This is a genomic window from Nocardioides sp. (assembly GCF_036493135.1).
Classification (GTDB): domain Bacteria; phylum Actinomycetota; class Actinomycetes; order Propionibacteriales; family Nocardioidaceae; genus Nocardioides.
The window spans coordinates 1-12,930 of record NZ_DASXQG010000034.1; the positions used below are offsets into that span (position 1 = coordinate 1).

The window sequence follows — 12,930 nt, forward strand, 5'->3', positions numbered from 1 at the left end:
CATCACCAGGCCGGCCCCGCCGAGCGCCTTGCCGCCGAGGTGGACCAGGTGGAACTCCGTCGGCACGCCGTCCTGCGCGACGTACATGTCCATCGGCGAGACGATCACCCGGTTGTTGAGCGTCAGCCCCGGACCCCCTGATGGTCCAGAGGCGCGCAGGGTCACCGGCTGGAACATCGGTGGGGTCTCGGCGCGGCCGGGCTCGACCGACGACTCCGAGACGTGGTCGGCGTACCAGGCCTCGCAGCGGGCGACGAACTCCGGGTCGCGCACGCGCAGGTTGTCGTAGGTGACCCGGCGCGAGCGGGTCATGATGTTGAACGCGAACTGGGTGGGCTCCTGGTGCACGTACTGCCCGAGGTTCTCGAACCACTCCAGGCTCGCCTGTGCCGCACGCTGCGTGGACAGCACGACGGCCTTGCGCTCCTCCTCGTACGTCGTGAGCGCGGCCGCCGTGGTCGGCTCCTCGTGCAGGCAGGCCGCCAGGGCGAGCGCGTCCTCCATCGCCAGCTTCGTGCCGGACCCGATCGAGAAGTGCGCGGTGTGTGCCGCGTCGCCGAGGATCACGACTGCGCCCTGGTCGGGCTCGGCGTGGACCCAGTGCTCGTTGCGGACGGTCGTGAACGAGATCCAGCGGGACTTGTTCGCCATCACGTCGTGGCCGTCGAGCAGGTCGGCGAAAAGCTCGCGGATCAGCGCGATCGACTTCTCGTCGGACTCGCCGGGCGCCCAGTCGCGGTCGGCGAAGTCGGAGAACCCGGCACGGCGCCAGACCTCGCTGGTCATCTCGACGATGAACGTCGAGCCGGTGGCGTCGAACGGGTAGCCGTGGATCTGCATCACGCCGTACGGCGTCTCGCGGACGTAGAACTTGAACGCGTCGAAGACCAGGCTGGTGCCGAGCCAGATGTAGCGACAGTCGCGCACGTCGAGGGTCGGCCGGAACGTGTCGGCGTACCGCTGGCGGACGGGGGAGTTGAGCCCGTCGGCGGCCACGACGAGGTCGTGCGACGCAGCGAGCTCGCCGACGTCGGGTGCCTCGGTGCGGAAGTTGAGGGTGACCCCGAGCTCGCGGCACCGCTCCTGGAGAATCTCGAGCAGCCGGCGCCGGCTCATCGCGGCGAAGGCGTGGCCGCCGCTGGTGACCACCTCGCCCTTGAAGTGGACGTCGATGTCGTCCCAGATCGCGAACTCACGCTGCATCCGGGCGAAGATCGCGGGATCGGCGTGCTCGATGCCGCCGAGCGTCTCGTCGCTGAACACCACCCCGAAGCCGAACGTGTCGTCCGCGGCGTTCCGCTCCCAGACCGTGATCTCGTGGGTCCGGCCCTGCCCCTGCCCCTGCCCCTGGCGGGTGGCGGCGAGCTGCTGGGCGAGGGCGGAGAAGTAGAGGCCGCCGGGACCCCCACCGATCACCGCGATCCGCATCCTGCCTCCGCCCTGGCCGGGATAGTCCCTGACGTTTCCGTCCAGGCCGGGGGGCGATACGGACGGAAACGTCAGGGAGTATCCAAACATAGCGCGTTCTTGACGAGCGTTGTCAAGGCGCAATACGGTCCCCGGTATGGTCGGCGGCGTGAGTGAATCCGCGCCCAGCGGGAGTGAATCCGCCTCTGACGCAGCGTTCGTGTACGCCTCCGACTATGCGTTCGGGCCCGGTGCCGGCGCGTTCGGACTGTCGCCCGAGCAGCAGGCGTACGCCGTGTGGGTGCGGTCCGTGGCCGGCTCGCTCGACGGCATCGAGGCCGTCCACGGCGCGGTCAACCGGCCGCTGGTGAAGGCACTGGGCGGGGCCGGGCTGCTCCGAGGGCTCTTCGGGGGCACCGCCGACGAACCACCCCGCGACGCGGCCGCGATGCAGCTCTGCCTCCTGCGCGAGACGCTCGCGACGGTCAACACCGAGGCCGAGACAGCGCTGGCGCTCCAGGGTCTCGGCTCCTACCCGATCCTCCAGTCCGGCAACGACGCCACCCGCGAGCGCTGGGTCCCCGGTGTCGCGAGCGGCGACGTCGTACCTGCGTTCGCCCTCTCCGAGCCCGACGCCGGCTCCGACGCCGGCGCGCTGACGCTCGAGGCGCGCCCCGACGGGGACGGGTGGACCCTGCACGGCACCAAGACCTGGATCTCCAACGCTCCCGACGCCGACGTCTACTCCGTGTTCGCCCGCACCACACCGGATGCCAAGGCGCGCGGGATCACCGCGTTCGCGGTCGCCGGCGAGGCGCCAGGGCTCACCGGCGAGCGGCTCGACATGGTTGCCCCCCACGCGCTCGGCACGCTCCACTTCGACGGGGTCCGCGTCTCGCGCGACGACCTGCTCGGCGAGGTCGACCAGGGCTTCGGCGTCGCGATGCGGACGCTCGACCTGTTCCGGCCCAGCGTCGGCGCCTTCGCGGTCGGCATGGGCCAGGCGGCGCTCGACGCCAGCCTGAGCTGGGCCCAGGAGCGTGAGCTCTTCGGCGCGAAGCTGATCGACCAGCAGGCGACGCAGCACACCCTGGCGGAGATGTCGACGCGGATCGAGGCCGGTCGACTGTTGGTACGGCGTGCCGCCGCGGCGTACGACGCCGGCGCGCCGGCCCACGTCGTCACGACCACCGCCGCCCAGGCGAAGCTGTTCGCGACCGAGACGGCGCAGTGGGTCGTCGACCAGGCGGTCCAGCTGCACGGCGCCCGGGGGCTCCAGCAGGGCCACCTGCTCGAGCGGCTCTATCGTGAGGTGCGGGCACCGCGGATCTACGAGGGCGCCTCCGAGGTGCAGCGGACGATCATCGCCCGCGGACTCATGAAAGGGACGGAGTGAGCCGATACCGGGCCAGCGCGGGGATCACCGACGACTGGCAGCAGTTCGACTTCTCGGTCTCGGACGGCGTCGCCACGGTGACGCTCAACCGTCCCGAGAAGCTGAACCCGCTCACCTTCGAGTCCTACGCCGACCTCCGCGACCTGCTTGCCGAGCTGCCCCACCGCGGCGACACGAAGGTGCTGGTGATCCGCGGCGAGGGCACGGGCTTCTGCGGCGGAGGCGACGTCAACGAGATCATCGGCGAGCTGATCCAGATGGACGTCGCGGGCCTGATGGGCTTCACGAAGATGACCGGCGACGTCATCCGCGCGATGCGCGAGTGTCCGATCCCGATCATCGCCGGCATCCAGGGCATCGCCGCCGGTGCCGGCAGCGTGGTCGCGATCGCGGCGGACTTCCGCATCTGCACGCCCCAAGCGCGGTTCGCCTTCCTGTTCACCAAGGTCGGGCTGTCCGGGGGCGACATGGGCGCGGCTTACCTGCTCCCGAGGCTGGTCGGCTACGGCCGCGCCACCGAGCTGCTGATGCTCGGCGACACCATCGACGCCGAGACCGCAGACCGCTACGGCCTGGTCACCCGGCTCCTGGACGACTCGGACGACCTCGACGGCGCCTGCGCGGCACTCGCCCGCCGACTGGCCGACGGGCCGACGCTCGGCCTGCAGCAGACCAAGTCCCTGATCACCCGCGAGCTCGACATGCCGATCGGGCCGGCGATGGAGCTCGACGCGATGACCCAGGCCCTCTTGATGACCACGCACGACCACGCGGAGTTCCATGCCGCGTTCAACGCCAAGCGACCCCCTGAATGGACAGGACGATGACCCCGGACCTCGCAGCGCACGACTTCTTGCGTGTCGACGACCTGCTCTCCGACGAGGACCGCGCGATCCGCGACACGGTGCGCGACTTCGCCCGGAGCGAGCTCGCGCCCCACGTCGCCGAGTGGTACGACGAGGGGACGCTGCCCGACGGTCTCGGGAAGATGTTCGGCAAGCTCGGACTGCTCGGGATGCACCTCGAGGGCTACGGCTGCGCCGGCACCAGCGCCACGGCGTACGGCGTTGCGTGCCGCGAGCTCGAGGCCGTCGACTCAGGGCTCCGCAGCTTCGTCAGCGTCCAGGGGTCGTTGGCGATGTACGCGATCCACCGCTGGGGGAGCGACGAGCAGAAGGAGCAGTGGCTGCCGCGGTTGGCGACGGGCGAGGCGATCGGCTGCTTCGGCCTCACCGAGCCCGATGCCGGATCCGACCCCGGCTCGATGAAGACCCGGGCCAAGAAGGACGCCCCAGGAGACGAGCAGAGCGACTGGGTCATCAACGGCTCGAAGATGTGGATCACCAACGGCACCCTCGCCGACGTCGCGGTCGTCTGGGCCCAGACCGACGACGGGATCCGCGGGTTCGCCGTCCCCACGGACACCAAGGGCTTCAGCGCGCACAAGATCCGGCGCAAGCTCTCGCTGCGCGCCTCGGTCACCGCCGAGCTGGCGTTCGACGACCTGCGCCTGCCCGCCGACGCGGTGTTCCCCGAGGTGCGCGGGCTGAAGGGTCCGCTGTCGTGCCTCAACGAGGCCCGGTACGGCATCGTCTGGGGCGTGGTCGGTGCCGCACGCGCCTGCCTGGAGGAGTCGCTGGCCTACACGATGGAGCGCGAGCAGTTCGGGGCACCGCTCGCGTCGTACCAGCTCACCCAGCGCAAGCTCGCCCTGATGACGGTGGCGGTCAACAACGCGGCGCTGGTCGCCTGGCGGCTCGGCACCCTCAAGGACGCCGGCACGCTCACGCCGATCCAGGTCTCCTACGGCAAGTACAGCAACGTCCGCGCGGCACTCGACGTGGCGCGTGAGGCGCGCACGACGCTCGGCGGCGCCGGCATCACGCTCGACCACGGCGTGATGCGGCACATGAACAACCTCGAGACCGTGATGACCTACGAGGGCACCGAGGAGATGCACCTGCTCTCGGTCGGTGGTCAGCTCACCGGGATCCCCGCCTTCCGATGAGGCAGCGCGAGAGGCCCAGCGGGGTGCGGCACGCCACCCCCTCGCGGGGAAGACGATGATCGCGCTGGTGACCGGTGCCTCGAAGGGCATCGGTAGGGCGTGCGCCCGGGCGCTGTCGGAGGCCGGCCACCGGGTGGCGCTGGTCTCCCGCGACGAGGCGGCGCTGCGGGCGGTGGCCGAGTCCCTGCCTGGTGAGTCGCTCGTCGTACCGGCCGACATGCTCGACCCCACCGCGATCGAGGCGGCCTTCGACCGGGTCGAGGCCGAGTGGGGGCCGGTCGAGATCCTCGTGGTGAACGCCGGGGCGTCGATGTCGGCGCTGCTGGTCAGGACGACCGACGAGGACTGGCAGCGGATGCTCGACCTCAACCTGACCGCGCCGTTCCGCTGCTTGCGGCGCGCGCTGCCGGCGATGACGTCGGCCGGCTACGGCCGGGTGGTCGTGGTCGCGTCGGTGGCGGGCAAGGTCGGGTCGGCTCGGATCGCGGCGTACACCGCGAGCAAGCACGGCGTCCTCGGCCTCGTGCGCACCGCGGCGATGGAGGTGGCGAGCTCCGGGGTGACCGTGAACGCCGTCTGCCCCGGGTACGTCGACACCCCGATGACCGACGAGTCGGTCGCCGGCATCGCGACCGGGACCGGCCGCTCGCCCGAAGCAGCGCGGGAGATCCTGGCGAACATGCAGCCGATCGGGCGCCTGGTGACGGTCGAGGAGGTCGCGTCGGCCGTGATGCTCTGCGTCGACAACGCGGCGGTCAACGGACAGGGCATCAACATCGACGGAGGAAGTGTCCAGAGCTGATGGCAAATCTGCAGCGGATCAACCCGACCTCGTTGGCCAAGCCCAGCGGCTTCTCGCACGCCGTGATCGCCCGCGGCACCACCATCCACCTCGCCGGCCAGACCGGCGTGGATGCCTCCGGGGCGATCGTCGCGGGCGGCGTGGTCGCGCAGTTCGAGCAGGCGCTGGCCAACCTGCTCACGGTGCTCCAGGAGTGCGGCGGCTACGCCGACGGGATCGCCTCGCTGACGATCTACATCGTCGACATGGACGACTACCGCGCCCACGCCCGCGAGCTCGGCGAGGTCTGGAAACGGCTCGCGGGCTCCGACTACCCCGCCATGGCGGGCATCGGGGTCGCCCGGCTGTGGGACGACGACGCCGTCGTCGAGCTGCAGGGGTACGCGGTCCTCTGAGCCCCCGCTGTCAGCCCGACTCGATCAGCCCGACTCGATCACCGCGTGCGCGTGCTTCGCGGCCGGCTGACGCAGTCGCGCGTCGAGGTCGGCGAACAGCTCACCCGCCCGGATGCCCGGCCAGTCCCGCGGCAACAGCTCGAGGGGGATCCCCGGGTCGAGGTAGGGGAGCCGCCGCCAGGCCGTGAGCATCGGGACGTACGCCGGGAACGCGCGCGCGGGTTCGGGATCGCGTAGCCGGGTCAGCGACCGGTGGTCGGCCACGAACTCGTCGTACAACGCGGCGATCGACGGCAGGTCCCACCACTCGCCGACCCGGACGTCGGTCGGCCCGGAGCCGAGGTAGTCGCCCCGGAACAGCTCGGTGTACGACGTGAGCCCGGCCCGGTCGAGCGCCGCCAGCGTCTCGTCGTACGCCGTGCCGGGCGCGACCCAGACCCCCGGCGCCGCCGTGCCGAAGCCCAGCCGGGTCAGCAGCGACCGCAGCTCGTGCCGCTTGCCGCGCTCGACCTCGGGGACCGAGAAGATGACGACCAGCCAGCCGTCGGCGACCGACGCACGCGGCCGGGACCAGATGCGGGCGTCGCCCTCGCGGAGCACGGCCAGCGCCGACGCCGACAGCCGGTAGCCCGCCTGCCCGTCGGCCTTCGCAGCCTCGAGCACGCCGCGCTTCTTCAGCCGTGAGACCGACGAGCGGGTGGCGGCGGCGTCGACGTCGAGGTCCTCCATGAGCGTGATCAGGGAGCGGACCGAGAGCCAGTTCGCCCGCCGTCCCGAGCCGGTCGACGCGTCGTCGCGCGCGTACAGCCCGGACAGCGACAGGATCAGGTGGCGCGGGGAGTGGTCAGGCATCGGCGGGCTCGGCCGGTGCGACCGACGACGCGGCCTGCCGCAGGCGGAACCGCTGGAGCTTTCCGGTGGCAGTCTTCGGCAGCTCGGTCACGAACTCGATCGCGCGGGGGTACTTGTACGGCGCGATCTCCGCCTTCACGAAGTCCTGGAGGTCGCCGGCGCTCACCTCGCCCGCGCTCACGACGTACGCCTTGACGATGTGGCCGCGTGCGTCGTCGGGCACGCCGACGACCGCGCACTCCGCGACCAGCGGGTGCCGCAGCAGGGCCTCCTCGACCTCGGGGGCCGCGATGTTGTACCCGGAGCTGATGATCATGTCGTCGCTGCGCGCCTGGTACCAGAAGTAGCCCTCGTCGTCGCGCAGGAACGTGTCGCCGGTGAGGTTCCAGCCGTTACGCACGTAGCCCAGCTGCCGGTCGTCGTCGAGGTACCGGCAGCCGGTCGGCCCCCGCACGGCCAGTCGCCCGGACTCGCCGGGCGGGAGTTCGTTCCCGGCGTCGTCGACGATCGTCGCGGCGTACCCCGGCACAGCCCGGCCGGTCGAGCCGGGCCGGATGTCCGCGCCCGACGCGGAGATGAAGATGTGCAGCATCTCGGTCGCGCCGATGCCGTCGATGATCTCGACGCCGGTCGCCTCGCGGAACGCCTCCCAGGTCGCCTTCGGCAGGTGCTCGCCGGCCGAGACCGCCGTGCGCAGCGTCGGCACGGTCTTTCCGGCGGCGAGCATCGCCTTGTACGCCGTGGGCGCGGTGAAGCAGACGGTCACCCCGTGCTCGTCGATCAGGTCGGCGAGCTCGACCGGCGTGGCCTTCTCGACCAGCAGGGTCGAGGCGCCGGCATGCAGCGGGAATAGCAGCACACCGCCGAGCCCGAACGTGAAGGCGTACGGCGGGGTCCCGGTGAAGACGTCGTCGGCCGTGGGCTGCAGGACGTGGCGCGAGAAGGTCTCGCAGATCGACATCACGTCGCGGTGGAAGTGCATGGTCGCCTTGGGCCGACCGGTGGTGCCGGAGGTGAACGCCAGCATGCACACGTCGTCGCTGGAGGTCTGGACGTCGTCGAACGTCGCGGGCTTGGCGGCCAGGCGCTCGCTCCAGGCGTCGTCGCCGTACTCGAGGGTCGGCACCCCGAGCGGCTCGACCGCCTCGAGGAACCGGTGGTCGACCAGTGCCGCGTCGAGGTGGGCGATCTCGTGGATGGTCGCGAGCTCGCCGGTGCGTAGCAGCGGCATCGTGGTGACCAGGACGGCGCCGGCCTTGAGCACGCCGAACCACGCGGCCGAGAGCCATTGGTTGTTGGGTCCGCGGAGCAGGACCCGGTTGCCAGGGACGATGCCGAGGTCGTCGACGAGCACGTGCGCGATGCGGTTCGCCGCCGTCATCAGCTCGTCGTAGGACCAGGTCTTCTGACCGGGCTGCCGCAGGCAGGGGCGGTGTCCGCCGTGACGCTCGGCGACCTCGTCGAGCAGAGCCGTGGCGCAGTTGAGGCGGTCGGCGTACTGGAGCTCGGGCAGGCCGAAGGTCAGCTCGGGCCACTGCTCGGCCGGCGGGAGATGGTCACGGCAGAACGTGTCGACGTGGGCCGACGGGAGCAGCTCCATGTCCGACAACGTATGCCCTGTCCGTGACGACGGGCAAGAGAACGCGATACGTGCGCGTCGCGGACGCCGATGGCGTTCGCATCCGGCTCCATCCGGCTCCAGCCGGGGCCGACAGCGTCTGATTCGGATCAGTGGGCAGCTGACACGTATTCCAGCTTGACCACCAGGGACTTGAAGACGGGGGTGTTGGACTCGTCGGCGACCTGATCGAGGGGCACGAGCACGTTCGCCTCCGGGTAGTACGTGGCGGCGCAGCCGATGGTTGTCGGATAGCTGACCGCACGCAGCCCCTGCAGCCGGCGCTCGCCGTCCTCGGCGATCGAAACGAGATCGACGGTGTCGCCGTCTTCGATCCCGAGGGCTGACAGGTCCTCGGGATTGACGAAGACGACATTGCGTCCGTGCTTGATGCCGCGGTAGCGGTCGTCGTAGCCGTAGACGGTCGTGTTGAACTGATCATGGGAACGAATGGTTTGCAGAAGAAGATGCCCCACGGGGACGTCGACGGTCGTCAGCGGGTTGGCCGTGATCCGTGCTTTGCCGGTCGAGGTCTCGAACTGGAGTGAATCACGCGCGTTGTTGGGGAGCTGGAAGCCACCCGGGTGCCTGACGCGTTCTTCGAAGGCGTGGAAGCCGGGGACCACGTGAGCGATGTGGCGTCGAACGATCGTGTAGTCGTGACCCATGCCGACCCAGTCGATCCCGTCGTCTGTCTGACCTGGACCGCCGGCGGAGCCGAAGAGGGCTGCGGCGATGCCGCAGATGATCCTGACCTCACTGCGCAGGTGCGGTGACCCGGGCAGCAGCTTGCCGCGAGAGGAATGGACCATGCTCATCGAGTCTTCGACGGTGACGAACTGATCGCCCGCGGTGGTGGTGTCGCGTTCGGTGCGGCCAAGGCACGGCAGGATCAGCGCTTCACGGCCGTGGTGCAGGTGCGATCGGTTGAGCTTGGTGTGAATGCCGACGGTGAGCCCGACGTTCTCCATTGCCTTGGTGGCAACCGTCGTATCGGGCGTTGCGACGGCGAAGTTTCCACCGAGACCGACGAACACGTCCACGGCGCCGTCGCGCATGGCCTGCAGTGCGGCCACGGTGTCCTTCCCGTGCTCACGGGGAGGTTCGAACCCGAACTCGTCGCGAATCGCGTCGAGGAAGGAGTCGGGCATCTGTTCCCAGATCCCCATCGTCCGGTCACCTTGGACGTTGCTGTGGCCGCGGATGGGCGCCGCGCCGGCGCCGGGACGGCCGACGTTGCCGCGTAGCAGCAGGAAGCTCACGATCTCGCGGATGGTGGCGACCGCGTTCTTGTGCTGGGTGAGGCCCATCGCCCAGCAGACGATGACCCGGTCGTGAGCTTCGACGCGGTCTGCCAAGGCCTCGATCTCGGCGCGACTCAACCCACTGTGTGCCTGGATGGTCCTCCAGTCGAGAGCTGACCAGGCCTGCACGGCGTCGTCGTACCCGTCGGTGTAGTGGTCGATGAAGTCGCGATCGACCGCGCCGCGCTCCACGAGGAGCTTGTTGAGGGCGGCAAAGAGGGCCAAGTCGCCGTTGAGACGCACCGAGAGATGGGTATCGGCCATCTTCGTGCCGACCCCGGACACACCGCGCGCCGACTGCGGGTTGCGGAACCGGATCAACCCCGCCTCAGGCAACGGGTTGATCGCCACGATCGTGGCGCCGCGCCGCTTGGCCTCCTCCAGCGCGGTGAGCATGCGCGGATGGTTGGTGCCCGGATTCTGACCGGCGATCAAGATCAGGCCGGACTCGAAGGCGATGTCGTCGTAGGTCACGGTCCCCTTGCCCTCCCCGAGAGTCTGCGTGAGTGCTGTACCGCTGGACTCGTGGCACATGTTCGAGCAGTCGGGAAGGTTGTTGGTGCCGAGTCGGCGGGCGAGAAGCTGGTAGAGGAAGGCCGCCTCGTTGGAGGCGCGCCCAGAGGTGTAGAAGACCGCGCGGTCGGGTGACGCCATCCCCTGGAGCCGGTCGGCGATCAGCCGGAACGCGTCCTCCCAAGAGATCGGCTGGTAGTGGCTCCCTCCGCGCGGAAGGTACAGCGGTTCGGTCAGCCGACCCTGGTGCTCGAGCCAGTGATCGTCGTGACCCAGCAGTTCCGCCACCGAATGCTGGGCGAAGAACTCGGCGCCAACCCGCTTGCGAGTCGCCTCCCACGCCACCGCCTTGGCGCCGTTCTCACAGAACTCCGCAGCCTTACGCCTGTCCGGGTCGGGCCACGCGCACGACGGGCAGTCGAACCCGTCGATGTGGTTCATCGCCAACAGCGTCTGCGCCGCACGCTTGGGACCCATCTCGTTCATCGCGTACTTCATCGACCAGTAGATGCCAGGAACGCCGACAGCGGCGTGCTCAGGCTTCCCGATGTCGGGCCGCGCCTTCCCGCTCTGATCAGTCACACCTTGCCCGTAACCCATTCTCGACGAGCTCATTCGGCGAACGCAGCCCACGATCGAAGGCGCAGTGATGGAGCGGGCTCACGCCGACGACGTCGCGGACCACACCGATCACCCGGTAGATCCCCCGTCCGCCTGCTGACCTCGAGCGCCACGGCTGGGAATGGGAGATCCGCAGGGACGCTGGGCTCCAGCGGTGGGAACGGAGCGTCTGAATTTGCTCGCGGTTACCGGGCCTCGGCCTCGCGGATCCGGGCGCACAGGGTGCCCAACAGCGCGCGGGCGAAATCGGGCTCCTCGCCCACGAGACGTTCGAACTCCTGGTGCGGCACGGCCAGGGTGATCATGTCCTCGGTCGCCGTCACGGTCGCGGATCGAGGCTTCCCGTCGATCATGCCGATCTCGCCGAAGTACTCTCCCGGCCCGAGGGTGCGGATCTCCCTGCCGTCGCGCGTCACGGACGCGTGACCCCCGAGCACCAGGTGGAACGCCAGCGCCCCCATCCCCTGCGCCGCGACCTCCTGCCCCGCGGGGTGCTTCACCTCCCGGGCCCGGTCGACCAGCTTGTGCACCTGCCGGTGCGACAGTCCCGAGAACAGGGCGACATTCGCCACCATGGCTTCTACGTCGTGGACGTCGTGTACGTCGTGCCTTCCCCCGGCCATGTCGTCTCTCCCTCGATTGGTGGGACCACAGTAAACCGTTCCGGCCCGGGCGACAGTGGTCGAGGTTCCGGTTCAGACCAGCGCGTCGTAGACCTGCTTCGTGCGCTCGGCGATCGCCGCCCATGAGAACGACTCGATCGCGCGCTGTCGACCGGCGCGGCCCATCTCTCGGGCGCGCGTCGGGTCGGTGACGACCGAGGTGAGAGCCGCGGCGAAGTCGGCGACGTACCGGTCCGGGTCCAGCGGGGTGCCGGTGCCATCACTCGACTGCTCGATCGGGACCAGCAACCCCGTCTTGCCGTGGACGACGACCTCGGGAATGCCCCCCGTCGCAGTGGCGACGACGGCGGTCTCGCACGCCATCGCCTCGAGGTTGACGATGCCGAGCGGCTCGTAGATCGACGGGCAGACGAAGGTCGTCGCCGCCGACAGCAGCGCGACGACGTCGGCGCGCGGCAACATCTCGCGGATCCAGACGACCCCGTCCCGGGTCTGAGCCAGCTCGGCGACCAGGCCCTCGACCTCGGCCAGGATCTCCGGCGTGTCCGGCGCCCCGGCGCAGAGCACGAGCTGGACGTCAGGAGGCAGCTCCCGACAGGCGCGGAGGAACAGCGGCAGCCCCTTCTGCCGGGTGATCCTGCCGACGAACACCACCGACGGGCGCTCCGGGTCGACGCCGTGGGAGTGCACGCGTTCGGGGTCGTCGACGTGCGACCAGCCCTCGGTGTCGATGCCGTTGTGGACGACGTGGACCTTGGTGGGGTCGACGTCGGGGTAGGCATGCAGCACGTCGTCGCGCATCGCGGCCGACACCGCGATCACCGCACTCGCACCCAGGTACGACGTGCGCTCGGCGAACGACGACACGGCGTACCCACCACCGAGCTGCTCGGCCTTCCACGGCCGCAACGGCTCGAGCGAGTGTGCGGTGACCACGTGCGGCACGCCGTACAACAGGCCGGCGAGGTGGCCACCGAGGTTGGCGTACCAGGTGTGCGAGTGGACGAGGTCGGTCCCGGCGCATCCGGCGGCGATCTCGAGGTCGACGCCGAGGGTCTGCAGCGCGGCGTTCGCGTCGGCCAGCTCCGGCAGATCGGCGTACGACGACACCCCGACCTCGTCCCGTGGCTCGCCGAACGCCTGCACCCGGACGTCGAGGTCGCTCAGCCCGCCCAGGGCCCGGACCAGCTCGGCCACGTGCACGCCCGCCCCGCCGTAGATGGCCGGCGGGTACTCCTTGGTGACGATGTCGACGCGCACCCTCGGACGCTACCGGTGGATGCCCCTTGGTTTCGAGACGGCCGCAGAGCGCCCTCCTCAACCAGCGGGCGCCGGGACTCCGAGTTTCGGGGCGGAGTCCGTGGGAGCGGAGGGTCTGTGGCGCGTCCAGA

At 70.1% G+C, this 12,930-nt stretch carries 11 protein-coding genes; 5 read left to right on the forward strand and 6 right to left on the reverse strand.

Going from position 1 to position 12,930, the window contains the following annotated elements:
• Positions 1 to 1,428 (reverse strand): FAD-dependent monooxygenase (locus VGJ24_RS05415; protein WP_331499481.1); only part of this gene is annotated, 1,428 nt, incomplete at its 3' end.
• Positions 1,429 to 1,576: 148 nt separating this feature from the next.
• On the opposite strand from VGJ24_RS05415, the gene VGJ24_RS05420 reads away from it, so the two are divergent.
• The 5 genes from VGJ24_RS05420 (at position 1,577) to VGJ24_RS05440 (ending at position 6,008) form a co-directional block, all read left to right on the forward strand.
• Positions 1,577 to 2,803 carry an acyl-CoA dehydrogenase family protein gene (locus VGJ24_RS05420; protein ID WP_331499482.1) on the forward strand — a complete coding sequence of 409 codons (1,227 nt, stop codon included), beginning with the start codon at positions 1,577 to 1,579 and terminating at the stop codon, positions 2,801 to 2,803.
• Positions 2,800 to 3,630, forward strand: coding sequence for an enoyl-CoA hydratase family protein (locus VGJ24_RS05425; protein WP_331499483.1), 831 nt, complete (start codon positions 2,800 to 2,802; stop codon positions 3,628 to 3,630). The genes VGJ24_RS05420 and VGJ24_RS05425 overlap by 4 nt, the downstream gene beginning before the upstream one ends.
• Positions 3,627 to 4,811, forward strand: a complete 1,185-nt coding sequence (locus tag VGJ24_RS05430) for an acyl-CoA dehydrogenase family protein (protein ID WP_331499484.1) — start codon at positions 3,627 to 3,629, stop codon at positions 4,809 to 4,811. The genes VGJ24_RS05425 and VGJ24_RS05430 overlap by 4 nt, the downstream gene beginning before the upstream one ends.
• A 67-nt stretch (positions 4,812 to 4,878) precedes the next feature.
• The gene (locus VGJ24_RS05435; protein ID WP_331499485.1) at positions 4,879 to 5,613 is read left to right on the forward strand and encodes an SDR family NAD(P)-dependent oxidoreductase; all 735 of its coding nucleotides are present in this window, start codon (positions 4,879 to 4,881) and stop codon (positions 5,611 to 5,613) included.
• Positions 5,613 to 6,008, forward strand: coding sequence for a RidA family protein (locus tag VGJ24_RS05440; protein WP_331499486.1), 396 nt, complete (start codon positions 5,613 to 5,615; stop codon positions 6,006 to 6,008). The genes VGJ24_RS05435 and VGJ24_RS05440 overlap by 1 nt, the downstream gene beginning before the upstream one ends.
• A 24-nt stretch (positions 6,009 to 6,032) precedes the next feature.
• On the opposite strand, the gene VGJ24_RS05445 is transcribed toward VGJ24_RS05440, so the two are convergent.
• From VGJ24_RS05445 to glgA, 5 genes are all read right to left on the reverse strand, one after another.
• Positions 6,033 to 6,860, reverse strand: coding sequence for a PaaX family transcriptional regulator C-terminal domain-containing protein (locus VGJ24_RS05445; RefSeq protein WP_331499487.1), 828 nt, complete (start codon positions 6,858 to 6,860; stop codon positions 6,033 to 6,035).
• Complete coding sequence (locus tag VGJ24_RS05450) at positions 6,853 to 8,460, reverse strand: AMP-binding protein (RefSeq protein ID WP_331499488.1); 1,608 nt, start codon at positions 8,458 to 8,460, stop codon at positions 6,853 to 6,855. Before VGJ24_RS05450 ends, VGJ24_RS05445 begins: the two co-directional genes overlap by 8 nt.
• 128 nt (positions 8,461 to 8,588) lie before the next feature.
• Entirely contained in the window at positions 8,589 to 10,928 is a 2,340-nt protein-coding gene (locus VGJ24_RS05455; protein WP_331499489.1) for an FdhF/YdeP family oxidoreductase, read from the reverse strand.
• A 173-nt stretch (positions 10,929 to 11,101) separates the two neighbouring features.
• Positions 11,102 to 11,539: a cyclic nucleotide-binding domain-containing protein gene (locus VGJ24_RS05460; RefSeq protein ID WP_331499490.1), complete on the reverse strand. Its 438-nt coding sequence runs from the start codon at positions 11,537 to 11,539 to the stop codon at positions 11,102 to 11,104.
• 72 nt (positions 11,540 to 11,611) lie between these two features.
• A complete protein-coding gene (glgA, locus tag VGJ24_RS05465; protein WP_331499491.1) occupies positions 11,612 to 12,799 on the reverse strand; it encodes a glycogen synthase in 1,188 nt (395 codons plus the stop codon).
• Between the last annotated feature and the right edge of the window lie 131 nt (positions 12,800 to 12,930).